14 protein-coding genes and 1 riboswitch are annotated in these 21,414 nt (G+C 66.5%); of the genes, 6 read left to right on the top strand and 8 right to left on the bottom strand.

Annotation, left to right across the window (positions count from 1 at the left end; genetic code table 11):
• Positions 1-459: 459 nt before the first annotated feature.
• On the bottom strand, positions 460-1,044 hold the full coding sequence (locus Y887_RS15225; protein ID WP_046965150.1) for a gluconokinase: 585 nt from the start codon (positions 1,042-1,044) through the stop codon (positions 460-462).
• Positions 1,045-1,201: 157 nt separating this feature from the next.
• Here Y887_RS15225 and Y887_RS15230 point away from each other — a divergent pair, with 157 nt between their 5' ends.
• The 3 genes from Y887_RS15230 to Y887_RS15240 all read left to right on the top strand — a co-directional run bounded on the left by Y887_RS15230 (position 1,202) and on the right by Y887_RS15240 (position 8,875).
• Positions 1,202-2,584, top strand: coding sequence for an MFS transporter (locus Y887_RS15230; protein ID WP_046965151.1), 1,383 nt, complete (start codon positions 1,202-1,204; stop codon positions 2,582-2,584).
• A 2-nt stretch (positions 2,585-2,586) separates the two neighbouring features.
• Complete coding sequence (locus Y887_RS15235) at positions 2,587-4,986, top strand: GH36-type glycosyl hydrolase domain-containing protein (RefSeq protein ID WP_181113171.1); 2,400 nt, start codon at positions 2,587-2,589, stop codon at positions 4,984-4,986.
• Positions 4,987-5,425: 439 nt separating this feature from the next.
• Complete coding sequence (locus Y887_RS15240; RefSeq protein ID WP_046965153.1) at positions 5,426-8,875, top strand: hybrid sensor histidine kinase/response regulator; 3,450 nt, start codon at positions 5,426-5,428, stop codon at positions 8,873-8,875.
• A 420-nt stretch (positions 8,876-9,295) separates the two neighbouring features.
• Here Y887_RS15240 and Y887_RS15245 read toward each other — a convergent pair whose 3' ends face one another.
• The gene (locus Y887_RS15245; protein ID WP_046965175.1) at positions 9,296-9,877 is read right to left on the bottom strand and encodes a manganese efflux pump MntP; all 582 of its coding nucleotides are present in this window, start codon (positions 9,875-9,877) and stop codon (positions 9,296-9,298) included.
• 12 nt (positions 9,878-9,889) lie between these two features.
• Positions 9,890-10,051: riboswitch (yybP-ykoY riboswitch) on the bottom strand.
• A 439-nt stretch (positions 10,052-10,490) separates the two neighbouring features.
• Positions 10,491-11,240, bottom strand: a complete 750-nt coding sequence (locus tag Y887_RS15250; protein ID WP_046965154.1) for an IclR family transcriptional regulator — start codon at positions 11,238-11,240, stop codon at positions 10,491-10,493.
• Positions 11,241-11,419: 179 nt separating this feature from the next.
• Between Y887_RS15250 and fucP the strand changes: the two genes are divergently transcribed.
• Entirely contained in the window at positions 11,420-12,721 is a 1,302-nt protein-coding gene (gene fucP / locus Y887_RS15255; protein WP_046965155.1) for an L-fucose:H+ symporter permease, read from the top strand.
• 2 nt (positions 12,722-12,723) lie between these two features.
• On the top strand, positions 12,724-13,083 hold the full coding sequence (locus tag Y887_RS15260) for an L-fucose mutarotase (RefSeq protein ID WP_046965156.1): 360 nt from the start codon (positions 12,724-12,726) through the stop codon (positions 13,081-13,083).
• Positions 13,084-13,403: 320 nt separating this feature from the next.
• On the opposite strand, the gene Y887_RS15265 is transcribed toward Y887_RS15260, so the two are convergent.
• The 5 genes from Y887_RS15265 to Y887_RS15285 all read right to left on the bottom strand — a co-directional run bounded on the left by Y887_RS15265 (position 13,404) and on the right by Y887_RS15285 (position 19,063).
• Positions 13,404-14,726, bottom strand: a complete 1,323-nt coding sequence (locus Y887_RS15265) for an L-fuconate dehydratase (protein WP_046965157.1) — start codon at positions 14,724-14,726, stop codon at positions 13,404-13,406.
• 592 nt (positions 14,727-15,318) lie between these two features.
• Positions 15,319-16,176 carry a fumarylacetoacetate hydrolase family protein gene (locus Y887_RS15270; RefSeq protein ID WP_046965158.1) on the bottom strand — a complete coding sequence of 286 codons (858 nt, stop codon included), beginning with the start codon at positions 16,174-16,176 and terminating at the stop codon, positions 15,319-15,321.
• Positions 16,177-16,401: 225 nt separating this feature from the next.
• Positions 16,402-17,172: an SDR family oxidoreductase gene (locus Y887_RS15275; RefSeq protein WP_046965159.1), complete on the bottom strand. Its 771-nt coding sequence runs from the start codon at positions 17,170-17,172 to the stop codon at positions 16,402-16,404.
• On the bottom strand, positions 17,169-18,041 hold the full coding sequence (locus tag Y887_RS15280) for an amidohydrolase family protein (protein WP_046965160.1): 873 nt from the start codon (positions 18,039-18,041) through the stop codon (positions 17,169-17,171). The genes Y887_RS15275 and Y887_RS15280 overlap by 4 nt, the downstream gene beginning before the upstream one ends.
• The gene (locus Y887_RS15285) at positions 18,038-19,063 is read right to left on the bottom strand and encodes an aldo/keto reductase (protein WP_046965161.1); all 1,026 of its coding nucleotides are present in this window, start codon (positions 19,061-19,063) and stop codon (positions 18,038-18,040) included. The genes Y887_RS15280 and Y887_RS15285 overlap by 4 nt, the downstream gene beginning before the upstream one ends.
• Before the next feature lie 607 nt (positions 19,064-19,670).
• On the opposite strand from Y887_RS15285, the gene Y887_RS15290 reads away from it, so the two are divergent.
• Positions 19,671-21,293: a family 43 glycosylhydrolase gene (locus tag Y887_RS15290; RefSeq protein WP_046965162.1), complete on the top strand. Its 1,623-nt coding sequence runs from the start codon at positions 19,671-19,673 to the stop codon at positions 21,291-21,293.
• Positions 21,294-21,414: the final 121 nt, after the last annotated feature.

Consider the following 21,414-nt stretch of genomic DNA (forward strand, 5'->3'; position numbering starts at 1 on the left):
GTCCCGATGGGAGAAGGAACGATCGGGCGTACGCCCACTCCCTCATGCACGTCCCGTGGCGAGATAAGCCCTCTCCCGGCGCGAGCTGAGCGCGGCCCCCACCGGGAGAGGGGTTGGGGTGAGGGTACGGGGGCGAAGCCCTTCCATATCCCAGCTGCACGAGGCTTCGCACGTACCCTCATCCGGCGCTTCGCGCCACCTTCTCCCGATGGGAGAAGGAACGATCGGGCGTACGCTCACTCACTCATGCACGTCCCGTGGCGAGATAAGCCCTCTCCCGGCGCGAGGTGAGCCCGGCTCCCACCGGGAGAGGGGTTGGGGTGAGGGTACGGGGGCGAAGCCCTTCCATATCCCAGCAGCACGAGGCTCCGCACGTACCCTCATCCGGCGCTTTGCGCCACCTTCTCCCGAGGGGAGAAGGAACGATCATGCGCACGCATCAGCGATGAGTTCGGCGCGTCACGCGCGTTGCGGCGAGTGCGTGGCTGTCTGCGCTGCAGCCGGAGCGGTCAGCGCCAACTGCGCGATCGCATCCTGCACCACCTCCGGTACCGTGGCATCCACATCGACCGACACCACGTCCGCCTCGTCCAGCGGCAGCTCCAGCGTCTGCAGCTGGCTGTCGAGCAGGCTTGGCGGCATGAAGTGACCGGCGCGTGCGCTCAGGCGTGCGGCAATCACATGCGGCGCCGCATGCAGGAACACAAAGCGCATCGGCACGCCGCTGCCGCGCAGCAATTGGCGGTGCGTGCTGCGCAAGCCGGAGAACGCCAGCACCACCGATTCGCCGGCCTGCACGCGCTCGCGCAAGGTGGCGGCCAGCAGTTCCACCCAGGGCAGACGCATGGCGTCGGTCAGCGGTTGGCCGGCCGCCATCTGGGCGCGTGCGGCCACGCTGTGATAGTCGTCGGCATCCAGAAAACGGAAGCGGTAATGCGCGGCCAGCGCCTGCGCGATGGTGGTCTTGCCGCTGCCCGAGACGCCCATCACAACGATGGCCATGGGCGAAGCGGACGCGAGCTTGGCGGGTACGGCGGTGTCCATCACGTCAGGTTATATCTCCGGATCGATTCGGCATTCGAGCCGATTTCACGTTGGCGGCAGCCGATGCGTGGTGTAGCGTCGGCGCTCCTTGCCAGGTGAGCGGGCACCCAGCGTAACGGCGTGCCCGGCCGGGTACAACGCATCCGAAGGTCTGTCGATGACGTCAACACCCGCACCGTCTCCTGCATCGGCGCGCCTGCGCTGGCGCGAAAAGTTGGGCTATGGCGCCGGCGATCTGGGCCTGAATCTGTATTGGGCCAACATCTCGGCGTTTCTGCTGATCTTCTATACCGACACCATGCATCTGCCGGCCGCAACGGTGGGCACGGTGATCCTGTTGACCAAGATCGCCGATGCGATCGCCGACCCGGCCATGGGCGCCATCGCCGACCGTACCCGCAGTCGCTGGGGCAAGTTCCGTCCGTATCTGTTGTGGGGCGCGGTGCCGATGGCGCTGACCGGCGTGCTTGCCTACACCACGCCGGATCTGGATCAACACGGGCGCATGCTGTGGGCCACGGTCACCTTCCTGGTGATGATGCTGGCCTACACGGTGGTGAGCATTCCGTACTCGGCCTTGTCGGGCGTGATCACCGCCGACAGCCAGCAGCGTACCGGGCTGATCAGCCTGCGTTTCATCGGTGCGTTTGCAGGCACCACGTTGGTCAATTACTTCACGATGGATCTGGTGCGCTGGTTCGGCGGCGGCAACGATGCGCTGGGCTGGCAGCGCACGATGATGCTGTACGGCGCAGTGGCGCTGGTGTTGTTTGTCACCGTGGCATTGACCACGCGCGAGCGCGTACAACCGCCCCCGCAACAACGCACACCGATCCGGCGCGACATCGCCGATCTGCTACAGAACAAACCGTGGTGCGTGTTGTTCGTGCTGTCGTTGATCATCATGATCACGATCACCATGCGCGGTGGTGCAGGCGTGTACTACCTCAAGTACTACGTGCAACGCCCGGATCTGGTCGGTCTGTTCCTGGGCAGCTACTCGGTGGCCTTGGGCGTAGGTGCAGCCATCACCCCATTGCTGACGCGGCGTTGGGACAAGCGTCAGCTGATGTGCGGGCTGATGGTGATCGTCGGTTTGTTGAGTTGTGCGATGTTCTTCGTGCCTGCCGATGCGGTATGGGCGATCTTCGCGTTGAACATGTTGATCGGCCTGGCGCTGGGGCCGAAGTCGCCGCTGGCGTTTTCGATGTATGCCGACAGCGCCGACTACACCGAATGGCGCACCGGCCGACGCGCGACCGCGATGACCTTTGCGGCGGCGACGTTTTCGCAAAAGCTTGGCGGCGCGCTGGCCTCGGCCGGCATCGCCTGGGTGCTGGCCGGGATGGGCTATGTGGCCAACAGTGCGCAGTCCACCGGGTCGTTGACCGGCATCGTGCTGCTGCTGACGGTGATCCCTGGAGCGGTCGCGCTGCTGGCTGCCTGGACCATGCGTTTCTATCCGCTGGATGACGGCCTGCTGAGCCGGATCCAGCACGAACTGGCCGCGCGCAAGCGCGACGAACCGGAGCATCCCTGACCGTGTCTGCAACGCCCACTGCTGCGTCCGCCTCATTGTCCACCTTGATGGCGCCCAGCGCCGATGGCACGCGCTACGCGCTCTACAGCCCGACCGCCATGCCCAATGCCGGCAGTTTCCTGTGGAACCGCCGCATGATGTTGCAGCTGACCTGCCGCGGCTATGCCACCGGCCAGTTCATGCAGCCGGAGCCATCCAAGTACGCGCATGCGCCGGTGCTGGAAGCACGCAACTTCATGATGCCCGAGCAGCCGTATTACGCGCATCACCCCGGGCGTTTTTTCTATCTCAAGGACGAAGACAGCGGCGCGCTGTACTCGGTGCCGTACGAGCCGGTGCGTGCGCAACCGCAGGCCTTCGAATTCTCCGCCGGCAAGCACGATGTGCGTTGGCGCGTGCAGCATGACGACATCGTGGTGGAGCTGTGCGTGGCCTTGCCCACCGACGATGCGGTGGAACTGTGGGAATGCCGCGTGCAGAACGCCTCCGGGCGCGCGCGGCGGTTGAGCCTGTATGTGTATTTCCCGGTCGGCTACATGTCGTGGATGCATCAATCCGGCGGCTACGAGCCGGCGCTGGGCGGCATCGTCTGCCGCAGCGTGGCGCCCTATCAAAAAGTGGACGATTACTTTCGTCAGCGCGATTTCAAGGACTGCACCTTCCTGCTGCACGAGCAACCGCCGGTGGCATGGGACGCGCAGCAACAGGCGTTCGAAGGCGAGGGCGGCCTGCATGCGCCTTCTGCCATCCAGGCCGAGCAGCTGGGCAACCGCGAGGCGCATTACGAAACGCCGGCCGCCGCGCTGCAATATCGGCTGAGTCTGCAAGCCGACGCGACCAGCGTATACCGCTTTGCATTCGGGCCGGCCAAGGACGATGCGGAAATCGCCGCGCTGCGTGCGCGTTATCTATCGCAGGAAGGCTTCGCTGCGGCGGCGCGCGGCTATGCGCACTATCTGCAGGCCGGCCATGGTTGCGTGCAGATCGCAACGCCGGATGCGGCGCTGGACAACCTGGTCAACCATTGGTTGCCACGGCAGGTGTTCTATCACGGCGACGTCAATCGCCTGACCACCGATCCGCAGACGCGCAACTATCTGCAGGACCACATGGGCATGGCCTACCTGCAGCCGGCCACCGCGCGTGCGGCGTTGCTGCATGCCTTGTCGCAGCAGGAACCCAGCGGCGCGATGCCGGACGGCATCCTGCTGGTGGAAGGCGCCGAGCTGAAATACATCAACCAGGTGCCGCATACCGACCATTGCGTGTGGTTGCCGATTTTCCTGAGTGCGTATCTTGCCGAAACCGGCGATGCCAGCGTGCTGGAGGCGATGGTGCACACGCACGACGGTCAATCGCGCAGCGTTGCCGAGCGACTGGATGCGGCCATGCAGTGGTTGCTGGATGCGCGCGATGCGCGCGGCCTGAGCTTCATTGCACAAGGCGATTGGAACGACCCGATGAACATGGTCGGCTGGCGCGGCAAGGGCGTCTCCGGCTGGCTCACCGTGGCCACCGCCTATGCGTTGCGCCTGTGGTCCGACATCTGCGCAGCGCATGGACGCACCGCGCAGGCGGAGACATTCGGCCAGGCCGTGGGCACGGTCAATGCCGATGCCAACCGCGAACTGTGGGACGGCAACTGGTATGCGCGCGGCATCACCGACGACGGGGTGCGCTTCGGGATCGCCGACGATGTGGAGGGCCGCATCTATCTCAATCCACAGAGTTTTGCGCTGTTGGCCGGGACCGCCGATGCGCAGCAACGCGCGGCGCTGCTGGAGGCGGTACGCGAGCAACTGCACACGCCGTATGGCCCGGTCATGCTGGCACCGGCCTACACCCGCATGCGCGACGACGTGGGGCGCCTCACCCAGAAATGGCCGGGCGCGGCGGAGAACGGGGCGGTCTACAACCACGCGGTGGCGTTCTATCTGTACAGCCTGTACCAGATTGGCGAGGCCGATCGCGCCTGGGAGATCCTGCGCGCGATGCTGCCGGGCCCGACCCGCGAGGACGTGCTGCAGCGCGGTCATCTGCCGGTGTCGCTGCCCAACTACTACCGTGGCGCGTGGCATCAGTACCCACGTACCGCCGGGCGCTCGAGCCAGTTGTTCAACACCGGCACGGTGGCGTGGGTGTATCGCTGCGTGCTGGAGGGCTTGTTCGGCCTGGTCGGCGAGGGCGATGCGTTGGCGATCCGCCCGCAGCTGCCTTCGCATTGGCCCAATGCGCAGGTGACGCGGCAATTTCGCGGTGCCCAGTTCGAGGTTGTGTTGACGCGTGAGTCGGGGCGCACACAGGTCGAGGTCGAGGTGGATGGCGCTCCCTGCCCGGACCAGCGCGTGCACGGCATCGTTGCCGGGCGCAGGTATCAGGTGCGCGTGCGTCTGCCGGGCTGAGGGGTGTCTGCGGCGGTTGTCGCCAGTGGTCCTCACCTGTGGCCCTCACCCGCCCTTCGGGCACCCTCTCCCCCGCGGGGGAGAGGGGAGGTTGCCGGCAGTTTTGAGATTGTCGTTGCGAGAGCCAAAGGCAAAGCTACAGCTACAGCTACAGCCCAAAGGTAACGCTCCAACCCAGATCCGGGATCGAAAAGCCTGAAGCCCACAGCCAGTGGAGCTGGCAACCGGCCTTCCGTTCTCGTTCGTTCCTCTCCCTTCCCCCGCCTGCGGGGGAAGGTGCCCGAAGGGCGGATGGGGGCAGCCACCCCATTCCAGCTTCTCCAGCCGTCCACGCACAGCGCCCAGCTGCCCAATCCACCACCGGCAGCGCCCCGCCGCCCACGCGCTGTTCCCCACTGCGTAAACTCCCAGGTTCGCATCGCGCCGCCTAGGACACCCATTGGTCTCGAGCTGGATACTGCTGCTGGTCTCGCTGGGTTACGCCGCGCTGCTGTTCGGGGTGGCGTGGTGGGGCGACCGCCGGCCGATGTATCCGGAGCGGCCGTGGCTGCGCCCGGCGGTCTACAGCCTGGCGCTGGCGGTGTACTGCTCGTCGTGGACGTTCTACGGCGCGGTGGGCTCGGCGGTGCGCAACGGCATCGGCTATCTGCCGATCTATCTCGGCCCGCTGCTGTTGCTGCTGTTCGGCTGGCGCATCATCGAGCGGCTGGCGCTGATCGCACGCGCCGAAAACACCGTCTCCATCGCCGACTTCATTTCTTCGCGCTATGGCCGCTCGCGGCGGCTGGCCGCGTTGGTGGCGGTGATCGCACTGGTCGGCATCGTCCCGTATCTGGCCCTGCAGTACAAAGCGGTGGCGATGAGCCTGGAAGTGCTGACCGGGCATAGCAGCGCCGGGCGCGGGATCTTTGCCGATCCGGCGTTGTATGTGGCGCTGCTGATGGCGTTGTTCGCCACCTTGTTCGGCACCCGCCAGGTGGATGCCACCGAGCACCACCACGGCATGATGCTGGCCATCGCGCTGGAGTCGGTGATCAAGCTGATCGCCATCGTGGCGGTGGGGCTGTTTGCGTGGCTGTGGTTGAGCGATCACCAGCTGCACATCGCCGATTCGGCGCGCACCTTGTTCGAACACACGCCATCGGTGGGATTCATCTCGCAGACGCTGCTGAGTTTTCTGGCGGTGATCTGCCTGCCGCGGCAATTCCACGTGGCGGTGGTCGAATGCAGCGATGTGGGCGACATCCGTCGCGCACGCTGGCTGTTCGGTGCGTACCTGGTGATCATTTCGGCGATGGTGGTGCCCATCGCCTCGGCCGGCATCGCCTTGTTCGGCAAGGGCAGCGCGGTGGTGGACGATGCGGTGGTGCTGGCCCTGCCGCTGAGCCAGGGCAACACGGTGCTGGCGCTGGTGGCCTATGTGGGCGGGTTTTCGGCCGCCACCGGCATGGTGATCGTGGCCAGCATCGCCCTGGCCACCATGGTCAGCAACGACCTGGTGATGCCGGTCTTGTTGCGTCGGCGCGGCAGTGCCGATGCGCGCGCGTCGGTGGCCTCAAGGGTGCTGTGGATCCGCCGTGTCGCCATCCTGCTGCTGGCCCTGATCGCCTATGGCTACCACCGCAGCGTGGCCAACGACACCACCCTGGCGGCGTATGGCTTGATGGCGTTTGCGGCAGTGGCCCAGTTCGCACCGGGCCTGATCGGCGGGTTGTACTGGCGCGGCGCCAGCCGCAAGGGCGTGGAAACCGGCATGGTGCTGGGCTTTGCGACCTGGATCTACACGCTGCTGCTGCCGGCGGCCACGCGCGCGGGCTGGTTGCAGCCGGAGTGGCTGGCGGACGGGCCGTTCGGCATCGCCTGGTTGCAGCCGCAGCAACTGTTCGGCATGCGCGGCTGGGACCCGTTGGCGCATGGCACCTTCTGGTCGTTGCTGATCAATGTCGGCGCGATGATGCTGGTGTCGGCGCGCTGGCGTCCCGGCGTCAACGAGCGCCTGCGCGCCGCGCCGTTCCTGGATCCGTATGCGCAGCGTCCGGCGGTGGCCGGCGACTGGCCCGGCCATGTGCGCGTGGCCGATCTGCAGGCGCTGGCCGAGCGGGTGGTGGGCGAGCGGCATGCGCATCGCGCCTTTGTCGACCAGGCGGTGCTGCTGGAGCGCGAGCTGCAACCGACGGTGGTCGCCGACCGCGCCTGGGTGCAGTTCACCGAGCGTCTGCTGGCCGCCTCGATCGGCGCGGCGTCGGCGCGGCTGGTGCTGACCAGCCTGCTGCGCGGCTCGGGCATGGAGCTGGGCGAGGTGGTGGCGGTGCTGGACGAAGCCGGCCAGGAACTGCGCTTCAATCGCGAGATCCTGTCCACCACGCTGGAAAACATCAGCGCCGCGGTCAGCGTGGTCGACCCGGAGATGCGCCTGACCGCGTGGAATCGGCGCTATCAGCAATTGTTCGGCTATCCGGACGGCATGTTGTACGTCGGCCGCCCGGTGGCCGACCTGATCCGCTACAACGCCGAGCGCGGCGAGTTGGGCGAGGGCGATATCGAAGACCAGATCGATCGCCGCATCCGCTACATGCGCGCCGGTTCGCCGCACGTGTTCGAGCGTACCCGCAGCGACGGCAAGGTGATCGAAATGCGCGGGCAGGCGCTGCCCGGCGGCGGCTATGTCACCAGCTACAACGACATCACCGACTACAAGCGCGCCGAGCGCGCGCTGCTGGACGCCAACGAGAACCTGGAGCAGCGCGTGGCCGACCGCTCGCGCGAGGCGGAGCTGGCGCAGCAGTCCAAGACGCGCTTTCTGGCCGCCATCAGCCACGACGTGCTGCAGCCGCTCAATGCCGCGCGGCTGTTCGCGTCCGCCTTGCGCGAGAGCCATCAGAACAACGAAGAACAACGCCATCTGGCCGAGCGTGTGGATGCCTCGCTGCGTGCGGCCGAGGAATTGCTCGACGGCCTGCTCGATGTCTCGCGCCTGGATGCCGGCGGGCTGCGCCCCACGGTCGAAGACTTCGATGCCAGCGCATTGATGCACGAGCTGGCCGCGCAATATGCGCCGGTCGCATCCAGCCGCGGCCTGCGTTTGCAGGTGCATAGCCGGCCGATCTGGGTGCGCAGCGACCGCCGTCTGCTGCGGCGGGTGATGCAGAACTTCCTGGCCAATGCGCTGCGCTACACGCGCCAGGGCCGCATCGTGCTGGGCATGCGCGGACGCGGCGACCACGTGGAGCTGCAGGTGTGGGACACCGGCCCGGGCATTCCCGAGCACCACATGCGGCAGATCTTCGAAGAGTTCCGTCGCTACCAGCAACCGTTCGACTGGGGCGAGCAGGGCCTGGGGCTGGGCCTGTCGATCTGCCAGCGCATCTCGCGCCTGCTCGATCACGACCTGAGCGCGCGCAGCCAGGTCGGCCGCGGCAGCATGTTCTCGATCCTGCTGCCGCGCGTGGCCGCCGTGCCAGTGACGCCGCCCTTGCCGGCGCCTGCCGCGCGCGCATTGCCCAGCGGCGATTCGTTGGCGGGCTTGCGCGTGCTGTGCGTGGACAACGACCGCGAGATTCTCGACGGCATGTGTGCGCTGCTCGGCCGCTGGCAGGTGGAGGTGATCACCGCCAGCACCGTGGATCAGGCGCTGGAGCGCGCGCTCGAACAACCGGACCTGATGCTGGTGGACTATCACCTGCACGACAGGCTGGACGGCCTGGACACGCTGGATGCGCTGCAGGCCGCCGCATCGACACCGATTGCCGGTGCCTTGCTCACCGCCGATGGCCGCGACGAACTCAAGCAACTCGCGCGCGAACGCGGCTACCGCCTGCTGACCAAGCCGGTAAAGCCGGCTTCGCTACGCGCGTTTCTCAGCGCGTATCACGATGCGAAAAAGCGCTGAGGGGTGCATCTCTACCATCGCCCCGCTATGTGGGGATGCACGCGGCATCGATCAGACACCCCATGATGCCCATCGCGTGGGGGGCGCAATTCCATGCAGCGTAGGAGCGCACCTGGGCGCGAGTGGCTTTATCGATAACGCCCCATCGCGCCCAGGTGCGCTCCTACGGGAAGCAGTGTGCTTACGCCGCGCCGCTCGAGTGTTCGTAGAGAATGACGCTGCCCACGATCACCAGGATCAAACCGCCGAGAATCTCGGCACGTTTGACGCGATGCAGGAATGTACGCGGCATCGATGAACGTGCGGTACTGCGCGCGCGCGGATGGCAAGGTCATGCGGCGTAGAAGCGCGCCGGCGCGCGAGGGGACGTTATCGAGACTGCTTCATCGCGCGCCAGCGCGCTCCTGCGATGCAGGGCGCTTACGCCGCACCGCTCAAGTGTTCGTAGAGAATGACGCTGCCCACGATCACCAGGATCAAACCGCCGAGAATCTCGGCGCGTTTGCCGATCAGGTTGCCGAGCACGCGGCCCAGCATGATGCCGGCGGTGACCATGCTGAAAGTGCACAGGCCGACCACCACGGCCACCACGCCGATGTGCACATCCAGAAATGCCAGGCTCACGCCCACCGCCATCGCATCAATGCTGGTGGCAAAGCCGGTGGCGGCCAGTGCAAGCAGGCCGTTTTTCTTCGGAGCATCGGCCAACGCATCGGCATCGTCGGGATCGGCACGCAGGCCGGCCACGATCATGTGCGTGCCCAGCGCGCCGAGCAGCACGAAGGCGATCCAGTGATCGTAGGCAGAGACATAGCTGGACGCCGCGCGGCCAAGCAACCAGCCGATCACCGGTGTGATCGCTTCGATGCAGCCAAAGATCACGCCGGCCCGCAGCGCATCGCGCCAGTGCGGTTTGCGCATTGCCGCGCCCTTGCCGATGGCTGCGGCAAACGCATCGGTGGACATCGCAAAACCGATCAACACAATGGAAAAAGGAGACATCGACACTCTCGGGTTGGGCACGATCACAACGGCATGCGCCCGCGCCAACCGTTGTTGTGCACGCATGCCGCTGGTCTCGCCAAACCGGAACTGGTTGCCTGCACCACGGCGCAATGGCCGAGTATGTTGATGCAGGCGCTTTCGATAAACGAAAGCAGGCTACTCCCCAAGGGGCGCGCAGTGTAACAACGCAAAACCCGCTTTCGGGCGTTTTGCCTGCACGCGAAGGTCGGTCTGATCTTTATAGCCGGGGCTATGTGCGAAGGCATGTGGCGTCGTGCCGGATGCGCCAGGACGGTCGCGCCGCTGCGGGTGTCAGGCTGCGGGAGATTTGCCTCGGACGTCCTGTCGTGCCGGTCGTGCCTCAGCTCATGCAGCACGCTGCAGAACACGCGTGGTGGTGCGTGATCGAAGACGCACCGGGCAGTGGCAGCCCCGTGTCGCTGGCTGCATCGGACGGCGCTGGCCAGCGATCGAACACCACGCTGCACTGGATGTCGCCACGCGGTCCCGATCGATGGCCAGAGCCCGGAATGCTGCGGCCGGGTTCAGCGCGCCGGGTCGGACACCCTGTGCGAGCTGCGGGAGCGCCACGTGCGCTGCCGTGTTGCGGTCAGTGCAGCGCGCCGGATATCTCTGCCGTTGCCGCACACAGCGCGTCCAGCGCCGCCCGTGCGCCGACCAGCTCCGGGCGGCGTTCGATAAACGGCACCGTCAACGTATAGGTCGCGTTGCCGCCTTGCAGGATCGGCGCGGTCAGATCGACCACGCCCACCACTGCCTCGCTGGGCTGCATGGCGTAGCCATCGCGGCGTGCCTGCGCGGCGGCCGCCAGGAACTGCGCACGCTCGAACGGCACCTCGCTGGCGTCCAGCATCTCCAGCCAGCGCGCCTGCACGTCCGGCTGCTGGAAGGCGAACAACACCAGCCCGGAACTGGAATGCGTCAGCGGGCGGCGATGCCCCGGCCGCACCACCAGGCCCAGGTCGCTGGGCACGTCCATTTGCGCGATCACCACGATCTGGTCGCCCGAGGGCGCCACCAGGTGGCAGGGCTGGCAGATCGCATCGGCCAGCCGCCGCATCACCGGCAACGCGGCCTCGCTGATGCTCTGCACGGGCGGCTGCTGCATGCCGAGCATGAACAGCCGGTTGGTCAGCACGTAGTCGCCTTCGCCGTCGCGGGTGAGATAGCCGCGCTCCTCCAGCACCTGCAGCATGCGGAAGATCTCCCCGCGCGAGCGGCCGATGCCCTGCGAGATCGCGCCCATGCTCATCGGCTGCGCCTGACGGGCGAGCAGTTCGAGGATATCCAGCCCCTTGTCCAGGGCCGGCGCGCGGTACTTGGCGGGTTCGGGGCTCATCCGTTTGCGGTTCCAGGCAAGGTGCGGCGCGCCAGGGTACAGGCATCGCGGGCAGGGGTGAGGTGTGGTGCTTGCGTGCAAATATAAACAAAGATTTTATATTTGCATGGCGTTGGCGTGCGCAGTACGCTCGCGAGATTGCAACGCAAGCGCCACAGCCTTGGGAGGGGATCGGTCGCATGCATCACAGTGACATTGCCGCGTCACCGCGCGGCAACCTGGCGCGTACCGCCATGGTTCCCCTGTTGTTGATCGTCAGCCTGTTCTTTTTGTGGGGCATGGCCAACAACCTCAACGACATCCTGATCAAGCAGTTCAAGAAGGCGTTCGAGCTGACCGACCTGCAGGCCGGGCTGGTGCAGAGCGCCTTCTACATGGGCTATTTCGTGTTCGCGATGCCGGCGGCGATGTTCATGCGCCGCTACAGCTACAAGGCCGCGGTGGTGCTCGGGTTGCTGCTGTATGCATGCGGGGCGTTTCTGTTCTACCCGGCTGCGCAGGTGCATACCTACTGGTTGTTCCTGCTGGCCTTGTTCGTGATCGCCAGCGGCCTGGCCTTCCTGGAAACCACCGCCAATCCACTGGTCACCGTCCTCGGCCCGGCCGACGGTGCGGCGCGGCGGCTGAATCTTGCGCAGGCGTTCAATCCCCTGGGGTCGATCACCGGCGTGCTGGTCGGCCAGCATTTCATCTTCTCCGGGGTGGAGCATACGCCGGCCGAGCTGGCGGCAATGGCGCCAGCCGCGCGCGAGGCGTTCTTTGCCGCGGAATCCTCAGCCGTGCAGATGCCGTATCTGATCATCGGCGCGGTGGTGGTGCTGTGGGCGATCCTGATCGCGCTGGTGCGCTTTCCCACCGGCGCGCCGGAGAGCGACAGCGGCGTGGCGCCCAAGCGTGCACGCTTCGGCGAACTGCTGCGCAATCGACGCTTCATGTTTTCGGTGGTGGCGCAGTTTTTCTACGTGGGTGCGCAGGTCGGCATCTGGAGTTATCTGATCCGCTACCTGCAGGATGCGGTGCCGGGCACGCCGGAAAAAACCGCCGCCACGTATCTGACCATCTCGCTGGTGTTGTTCATGGCCGGCCGCTTTATCGGCACCGCCTTGCTGCGCTATCTGGCGCCGGCCAGACTGCTGGCGAGTTTTGCCGCGATCAACCTGGTGTTGTGTGCGGTCGCCATCGCGTTGCCAGGCTGGACCGGGTTGTATGCGCTGGTAGCCGCCAGCGTGTTCATGTCGGTGATGTTCCCGACCATCTTTGCGCTGGGCCTGGATGGCATGCACGACGACGCGCGCAAGCTGGGCTCTTCCCTGCTGGTGATGTCCATCATCGGCGGCGCGTTGCTCACCGCGGTCATGGGGGCGGTGTCGGACATGGCTGGCATCCACTGGGCGATGGTGGTGCCGGGTGCGTGCTTTGGCGTGATCCTGTTGTTCGCGTTGCGCGCACGTCGCGTCGCGCCTGCGATTGCCGGAGCCTGAGCATGCCGCGTCTTTGCTATGTACTGGATCTGCACGACGATGCGGCGTTGATCGCCGAGTATGAGCGCTGGCATCGGCCCGCCGAGGTATGGCCGGAAGTGGTGGCTTCCTTGCAGCAGGCCGGCATCCTGGAACTGGAGATCTTTCGCAGCGGCGATCGGTTGGTGATGCTGATGGAGGTGGGCGAGGACTACGATCCGGCCGCCAAGGCCGCGCGCGATGCGGCCGATCCACGGATCCAGGCATGGGAAGCGCTGATGTGGCGGTTTCAGAAAGCCCTGCCGGGCAGTGCGTCCGGGGAAAAATGGCGGGAGGCCGGGCGGATATTTGCGTTGAGTGAGGCGGTGGCGGCGCAAGGCTGAGTCGCGTCCCTCATCCGCCCTGCGGGCACCTTCTCCCGCAGGCGGGAGAAGGGTGGTGGCGAAGGGGCTGCAGCGTGCATTTTCCGCGCGCCGCCATGACGACGCTACTGTTCTCCCCGCGCGCAGGCACGACTAGGCTAGCGTTCTCGCCTTCGCAATCATGACGATGCTACCGTTCTCCCCCTCGCAGTCATGACGTCGTTATCGTTCTCGCCCTCGCAGTCATCACTGCTCTGATTTCTGCTTCGTCGTTGCTCCGCTCCCGCTTTCCTTCTCCCGCAAGCGGGAGAAGGTGCCCGAAGGGCGGATGAGGGCGCTGGTCAGCCCTGTCGACCGGCTGCCAGGTCTTCCACCCAGAAACGTCCATCCGGGTAGCTGAATTCGGCAATCGACGACGCGTGCATTTCTGCCGAGAAGCCGGGCACCTGCGGGGCGAGGTAGCGGCCGTGCTGGATGCGTACCGGGTCCAGGAAGTGCTGATGCAGATGGTCGACGAATTCGATTGCACGGTCTTCCATCTGGCCGGTGATGGCCACGAAGTCGGCCATCGCCAGATGCTGCACCAGCTCGCACAGGCCGACGCCGCCGGCATGCGGGAACACGCGCACATTGAATTTGGCGGCCAGCAGCAGGATGGCGAGGTTTTCGTTGACGCCGCCGACGCGCGCAGCATCGATCTGGATCAGGTCTACCGCGCCGGCCTGCAGCAGTTGCTTGAACATCACCCGGTTCTGGGTGTGTTCGCCGGTGGAGACCGGCACCGGCGTGATGCCTTGTCGGATCGCCGCGTGACCGAGCACATCGTCCGGACTGGTGGGTTCTTCGATCCAGGCGATGTCGAACTCGGCCAGCTGGCGCATCCAGTCGATTGCCGGGCCCACGTCCCAGCGCTGGTTGGCATCCACTGCCATCGCGATGTCCGGGCCGATCGCTTCGCGCGCCAGGCGGCAGCGGCGGATGTCGTCCTGCACGTTGGCGCCGACCTTGAGCTTGATGGTGCGGAAGCCATCGGCGACCGCTTCCTTGGCCAGCCGCACCAGCTTTTCGTCGGAGTAGCCGAGCCAGCCGGGCGAGGTGGTATAGGCCGGGTAGCCTTGCTCGATCAACTGCGCGGTGCGCTGCGCGCGCTGCGGTTGCGCGGCGCGCAGCATGGCCAGCGCTTCATCGCGGGTGAGCGCGTCGGTGAGGTAGCGGAAGTCGATGGTGTCGACCAGCTGCTCGGGCGTGAGTTCGGCGATGTAACGCCACAGCGGTTTTTTCGCCGCGCGTGCGGCCAGATCCCAGGCGGCGTTGATCACCGCGCCGATGGCCATGTGCATCACGCCCTTTTCCGGACCCAGCCAGCGTAGCTGCGAGTCGTTGGTGAGCCGGCGCGCGAAGCCGCCCAGGTCGGCGATGACGTCCTCGACCGAGAGGCCGACCACATGCTCGGCCAGTGCGGCCACCGCAGCGGTCTGCACGTCGTTGCCGCGGCCGATGGTGAATACCAGGCCGTAGCCGGCCAGGTCATCCGGCGCATCGGTGCGTAGTACGACGTAGGCGGCCGAGTAATCCGGATCGGGATTCATCGCGTCCGACCCATCGAGCTCGCGCGAGGTGGGGAAGCGGACGTCGTGGGTATCGAGGGCGACGATGGTGCTCATGAAGGTCCTGGGCGATGGAAGCGGGAAATGAAAAAACGGGCCAAAAAAGCGTGAGCGAAGCGGTGCGCCTGAGCCCCTCTCCCACCGGGAGAGGGGTAAGGGTACGAGCGCGCAGCGCCGGAAGTGGCGCCGTCGCACGCAGCGTGGGTATCGCTGCCTGCCGATGCGTGCAGTGCACTGACGGTGGCTGGGAACTGCATGGAACGTTACTCAGGTGCTCAAACACGCAGCGCATGCGTTCAATCACCTGTGCGAACCAGGCTGCGTCACGTGCCGTGCAGCACTGAATCTGTGGTGCGTAAAACACAGTGCATTGCATAGAACCGTTGGAAGGCTGGGTTGCGTACCCTCACCCCAACCCCTCTCCCGGTGGGAGAGGGACTCAGGCTGCGGCACGCGATGTGTGCGCTGCTGCTGTGCCGATAGCTGTATTCCTGACGAGATCGCGTTGGGTGATGGTGTGCACTGCGTTGCCGTCCACTCACCTCGTGCGTTCTCTGGCACGGAGCAGCTCTTCGTGCGTCATGCCTCATGCGTCAGGCTTCGAAGCTCGAAGCTCAGGCCACGCAGCTCAAATCACCAAGCTCAACCTTCAAACAGCATCACGCGGATGCGCCACCACCGGCTGACGCTGGCGGCCCAGTCCTTCGATCTCCAGTTCCATCAGATCGCCCGGCTTCAAATACACCGGCGGCTTCTGGCCCAGGCCCACGCCTGGCGGGGTGCCGGTGCTGATCACATCGCCCGGCATCAGCGTCATGTAGCGGCTGATATGGCTGACCAGCTCGGCCACGCCGAACACCATCGTGCGGGTGCTGCCGTTCTGGTAACGATGGCCGTTGACCTCCAGCCACATCGACAGGTTCTGCGGGTCCGGCACTTCATCGCGGGTGACCAGCCACGGGCCGATCGGGCCGAAGGTGTCGGCGCTCTTGCCCTTGACCCACTGGCCGCCATGCTCGAGCTGGAACTCGCGCTCGGACAGGTCGTTGATCACCGCATAACCGGCCACATGAGTGAGCGCCTCGTCCACCGACACATCGCGTGCGATATCGCCGATCACCACGCCCAGTTCCACCTCCCAGTCGCTCTTGACCGAGCCGCGCGGGATGATGACGGTGTCGTTGGGGCCGCACACGGCGGTGGTGGCCTTCATGAAAAGAATCGGCATTTTCGGCACGTCCATGCCCGATTCGGCGGCGTGGTCGGCGTAGTTCAAGCCCACGCAGATGAACTTGCCGATGCGGCCCACCGCGGCGCCATGGCGCGGCGCGCCCTCGATCAGCGGCAACGTGGACAGGTCCAAGGCGCGCAGCTTTTCCAGGCCGGCGTTGGTGAGGTGCTCACCGGCGACATCGTCGATGACGCCGCTCAGGTCGCGGATCTGGCCTGCGGTGTCGATCACGCCGGGACGTTCGTGGCCTTCGGCGCCAATACGTACGAGTTTCATGCAGTCTTCCTTTGCAGGGGAGGAATCGGAGCGAGCAGCGACCTGGTGCACGGTGGATCGGCAGGAGCTGGACGGCGCGCTCGGAACAGGAGTGTCGGTGATGCGTGCTGGCAGGCCACCTCAGGCATGCGATGCGGCGTCTTGTCAGCGGTCTTCAGTACGCCTGCGAAACCATCGCCAGCGACCACGGGTCTGGCCGCCGCACGGCAGTGTCGTCGGCCGCGTTCAGTTGGACCAGCCCCCGTCGATGATGTGGGTCTGGCCGGTGGTGAAGGAGGATTCGTCCGAGGCCAGGTACACCACCAGCTGCGCGATTTCGCGCGGATCGCCCAGGCGTCCCATCGGCTGGCGATCGGTGAAGCTCTTCCATACCGCCTGTTCGTCGCCGCCCAGGGCCTGCACGCGCTGGCCCAGCGACGGCGTCTTGATGGTGCCCGGGCAGATCGCGTTGCAACGCACGCCTTGCGCCACGTAGTCGGCGGCAATGGCCTTGCTCAGGCCGATCACCGCGGCCTTGGTCACGCCGTAGACGAAGCGGTTCGGCACGCCCTTGATGCTGGAGGCGACCGAGGACATGTTGATGATGCTGCCGGCACCGCGTTCGAGCATGCCCGGCAGCACCGCCTTGCAGGTGTAGTACATCGCATCGACGTTGATCGAGAACGACCGGCGCCAGGCCGGCTCGTCGCAGTCGAGAATGCTGCCCTGATGCACGTAGCCGGCGCAGTTGAACAGCACATCGAACGGGCCGTGCGCGGCGACCAGCGCGGCGATGGCGGCGGCATCGGTGACGTCGAGCAAGTGGGTGGTGATCGCCTGCGATTCGGCCGCCAGCGCCTGCAAGGCAGCGGCATCGATGTCGGTGGCGATCACCTGCGCGCCGGCGCGTGCGCAGGCCAGCGCGCTTTCGCGGCCGATGCCGGCACCGGCGGCGGTGATGAGGCAACGCTTGCCCTGCAGACGGGTATTGGGCGTGGTGGGAATGGAGACTGTCATACCGATAGGGTTCCGTGGGTGGGGGCCGCCGGCCGTGGCAGACGATAGAACATGCGTGCGTTGTCGCCGAACACCGCAGCGGCGTGTTCGGCGGCATGACGGGTGACCAGTTGCTGTGCGAGATCAAACCACTGCGCGTAATCGGCACGCAGGGTCAGCACCGGCCAGTCGCTGCCCCAGAGCAGGCGCTGCGCACCGAAGCGCGCAAACAGATGCGCAACATACGGCTCCAGTGCATCGATGCCGGCACCGCGCGCGGCCTCGGTGAGCAGCCCGGACAGTTTGCAGTGCACGTTGGGATGCTGTGCCAACGCGGCCATGCCGGCAGCCCAGGCAACGAACTCGCCGGCCGCAATCTGCGGCTTGCCGCCGTGATCGACGACCACGCGCAACTGCGGATGACGCTTCAAGCGCGCCTGCAATGCCGGCACATGCACGGCGCGGATCAGCGCATCGAAGGCAAGATCATGCACCAGCATCGCATCGAAGGCGGCGTCCAAGGCTGGGCCCGCCAACCACTGCGCATCGGCGATGTCCTGCACCATCGGGCGCAGCCCCTTGAGCGCACCGCCGCCTGCGCGGACCAGTGCGCCGATGCGTGCGGCGGCATCGGGTGCGGCAAAATCCACCCAGCCGACCACGCCGGCAATGCGCGGGGTGTCGTGCGACAGCTCGAACAGGTAACAGGTTTCGGCTTCGGTTGCGGCGGCCTGCACCACCACCACGCTGTCGATACCGGCTGCATCCAGTGCCTCGTCCACATCGTGCGGCGCGAAGTTGCGATACAGCGGCGCAAGCTCGGGTGTCAGCCAGTCGTAGTCGCCACGGGCCAGGTGCCAGAAATGCAGGTGCGCATCGACGCGGCTCATGGAGTGGGCAGCTCCGCATCGAGCAGGCCGCCGTCGCGCAGGCCGCCGTCGCGCAGGCGCTGCCATAGCGCAGGCGGGATCGCTGCCTGCAACCGCGCGGCGGCCGATTGCACTTCGGCGACGGTACGCATGCCGGCCACCACCGTGGTCACCGCCGGATGCGCCAACGGAAATTGCAACGCGGCCGCGCCGATGTCCACGTCGAAGGCCGCGCAGGCCGCATACAGACGCTGTGCATGCTGCAAGGTGGCGGTGTCCACCGGAGCGTAGTTATAGGTGGCGCCGGGGCCGCGCGCATCGCTGAGCAGCCCGGAACTGTACGGGCCGGCCGACAGGATCGACACGCCGTGTTGCTGCGCCTGGTCCAGCAGCGCACGCGCGCCGTGCTGTTCCAGCAGCGTATAGCGCCCGGCCAGCATCACGCAGTCGATCGGGAAGCGCGGCAACACCTCCAGTGCCACGTCCTGCTCGTTGACGCCCAGCCCGATCGCCCCGCAGGCACCGGCCGCCTTCAACTCCGCCATGGCCGGCAAGGCCTCCTCCAAGGCCTGCTGCAGCACGTGGGCGTGGTTGTCGCCGTGGGTGAGGGCACCGATGTCGTGCAGCAGCAGCACGTCGATGTAGTCGGTGCCCAGGCGCTCCAGGCTGGACGCGAACGCGCGCCGTATGCCGTCGGCGCTGTAGTCGAACTCGGCGCGGCGGCCGGCCACCGCAAAACCGTCGCGCCCCGCGATCGCCTGTGCGTCGTCGTAGACGCAGCGGCCGACCTTGGTCGACAGCGTGTAGGCGGCGCGCGGCAGGCCAGCCAGGCCACGGCCCAGGCGCGCTTCGCTGAGCCCGTAGCCGTAGTAGGGGGCAGTGTCGAAGTGACGGATGCCGGCCTCGAACGCGCCCGCCACCGCAGCCAGTGCGTCTGCCTCGGCGACCTCGGCGTACAGATTGCCGATCGGCGCAGCGCCAAAGCCCAGCGCCGACAGCTGCACCTCGGTGCGGCCCAGGCGTTGCCGTGCCAGCGCGCTCACGCGCGACGCCCGGCAGGGCTGGCGCAGGCGCGGGCTGATTCTGAAAGGCGGCAGCTTTGCATTGCGACGTCCACCAGCCGGCAGGCGCCCGGCTGTTCGCATATGAATATCGCAATCATCAATGAACAGATCACGCTGCAGTGCAGCATGGCGGGATGAGGCTGGATCGGGGGCGGGATTGTGCGAGGGGTGTGGCTGGCCTTGCAGGCCTGGCCTCCCGCGCTGTGGTCGGTTGGCCGATGGCAAGACCGGACCCGCTGGTCGGCCGGAGCGATCCCGGTGCCGACGATGCGCCGGCAACAGCGCGCCATCCAGGATGCAGACCGGCATGGCCTCGGACCAGCGAGCACCCATCCGGGCGCGCTCATCCGCAGGTGCTGCACTGCCGCTGGCCCCGCCAACTCGCGCGGCCTGATCGCGGGCATGCCCGCTTGCGCGGCGAAGACACGCACCGCGGCGATGTTGTTCCTGACGCTGCGACGCCAACCAAGTGCTGCTATTTCAAAATCCGAATGCCGCATCACCAATTCCTATAACGCCGCTTGCGCGGTTGCCTCGTGGCAGCGCGTCAGGCTAGATGTCAACCCTGATCCGACGAAGCTGATGCATGCCAGACACGACCCGGCGGGAGTTGTTCAAGGTGCTGGCCGCAGGCGCATTGGTCGCGCCGCTGCCGGCCGCCGCGCAGGCGCCCGCCATGGGCGGCGCGCATCCGCCGCAGTGGGCGCGCGGCATCGAGGGCCAGCGCAAGGCAGACCTGGGCAACGGGACCTACCTCAACCCTATCGTGGCCGGCGATCACCCGGACCCCACCATCCTCAAGGATGGCGACGACTACTACATGACGTTCTCGTCGTTCTTCTCCTACCCCGGCATCGTGCTGTGGCATTCCACCGACCTGGTCAACTGGACGCCGATCGGCCCGGCGCTGCGCAAACAGCTGGGCACGATCTGGGCGCTGGATCTGTGCAAGCACAACGATCGCTACTACATCTACATTCCGGCCAATCCCGACGACAAGGGCTGGTCGATCTTCGTGATCTGGGCCGATGACATTCGTGGGCCATGGAGCGCGCCGATCGATCTGAACATCGCCGGCTGCATCGATCCCGGCCACGTGGTGGGCGAGGACGGCAAGCGCTATCTGTTCGTCAACGGCATCCGCAAGATCCGCCTGCGCGACGACGGCCTGGCCACCGATGGGCAACTCGAACCGGCCTATGCGCCGTGGCGTTATCCCGACGACTGGGTGGTGGAGAACTTCGCGCCCGAAGGCCCCAAGCTCACCTGGCACAACGGTTGGCTGTATCTGGTGACCGCCGTCGGTGGCACCGCCGGCCCGGTGACCGGGCACATGGTCATCGCCGCGCGCTCGCGCTCGGTGCACGGGCCGTGGGAACACTGCCCACGCAATCCGCTGGTGCGCACCCAGTCCGAACAGGAGCCCTGGTGGTCGCGCGGCCATGCCACGCTGGTGCAGGGCCCACGTGGCGATTGGTGGCTGGTCTATCACGGCTACGAAAACGGCTTCCGCACCCTGGGGCGTCAGACCCTGCTGGAGCCGATCGAGTGGACCGCCGACGGCTGGTTTCGCGCCACCGGCGGCGACCTGTCCAAGCCGTTGCGCACGCCGGCACGCGCTGCCGCCGGCGGTGCGTCCATCGCCACCGGCATGGCGTTGTCCGATGATTTTTCCACCGACCGATTCGGCACCCAGTGGAGCCTGCACGCGCCCAAACCGGGCGAGCAGGCGCGCGTGCGGCGGGCCAACAGGGCGTTGACGCTGACCTGCGCGGGCACATCGCCCATCGACAGCGCGCCGCTGACCTGCGGCATGCCCGATCGCGCCTACGCGGCCGAGGTCACGCTGGAGTTGGTCGGCGATGCCGAAGGCGGCATCGTGCTGTTCTACAACCACAAGGCCTTCGTCGGCATCGGCTTCACCGCCGACACCATGAAGACCTACGAATATTCCGAAGAACTGGTGTGGGCGCGCGCGCCCAATACGCATCGCCGCATCCGCGTGCGGCTGACCAACGATCGCCACGTCGTGAGCTTTGAGTATTCGTTCGACGACGGCCGGCAATGGACGCGCCATCCCACGCGCATGGAAGTGTCCGGATTCCATCACAACGTGTTCGGCGGTTTCTTGAGCCTGCAGCTGGGCCTGTATGCCGCGCAGCAAGGCGAGGTGGTGCTGCACGATTTTCGGTACAGCGCGCTGGGCTGAGCGCGGCGCACGGCGGACCAGGCGCACTGGCACTAAGAGTGGCTAACAAAACGTAGCGAGCAGTCGTCAGGCGGGTGTGGNNGGGGGGGCGGGGGTGCGCGCGGGGGGGGGGGGGCCGTGG

This window comes from Xanthomonas pisi DSM 18956 (genome assembly GCF_001010415.1).
In the GTDB taxonomy this organism is placed as follows: Bacteria; Pseudomonadota; Gammaproteobacteria; order Xanthomonadales; family Xanthomonadaceae; genus Xanthomonas; species Xanthomonas pisi.

Excerpts from the sequence above, each read along its gene's own strand:
- Y887_RS15260 (WP_046965156.1), top strand. The coding sequence starts at position 12,724 with ATGCCGCGTCTTTGCTATGTACTGGATCTGCACGACGATGCGGCGTTG.
- fucP (WP_046965155.1), top strand. The coding sequence starts at position 11,420 with ATGCATCACAGTGACATTGCCGCGTCACCGCGCGGCAACCTGGCGCGT.
- Y887_RS15270 (WP_046965158.1), bottom strand. The coding sequence starts at position 16,176 with ATGAAACTCGTACGTATTGGCGCCGAAGGCCACGAACGTCCCGGCGTG.
- Y887_RS15265 (WP_046965157.1), bottom strand. The coding sequence starts at position 14,726 with ATGAGCACCATCGTCGCCCTCGATACCCACGACGTCCGCTTCCCCACC.
- Y887_RS15245 (WP_046965175.1), bottom strand. The coding sequence starts at position 9,877 with ATGTCTCCTTTTTCCATTGTGTTGATCGGTTTTGCGATGTCCACCGAT.
- Y887_RS15275 (WP_046965159.1), bottom strand. The coding sequence starts at position 17,172 with ATGACAGTCTCCATTCCCACCACGCCCAATACCCGTCTGCAGGGCAAG.
- Y887_RS15225 (WP_046965150.1), bottom strand. The coding sequence starts at position 1,044 with ATGGACACCGCCGTACCCGCCAAGCTCGCGTCCGCTTCGCCCATGGCC.
- Y887_RS15290 (WP_046965162.1), top strand. The coding sequence starts at position 19,671 with ATGCCAGACACGACCCGGCGGGAGTTGTTCAAGGTGCTGGCCGCAGGC.
- Y887_RS15230 (WP_046965151.1), top strand. The coding sequence starts at position 1,202 with ATGACGTCAACACCCGCACCGTCTCCTGCATCGGCGCGCCTGCGCTGG.
- Y887_RS15280 (WP_046965160.1), bottom strand. The coding sequence starts at position 18,041 with ATGAGCCGCGTCGATGCGCACCTGCATTTCTGGCACCTGGCCCGTGGC.
- Y887_RS15250 (WP_046965154.1), bottom strand. The coding sequence starts at position 11,240 with ATGAGCCCCGAACCCGCCAAGTACCGCGCGCCGGCCCTGGACAAGGGG.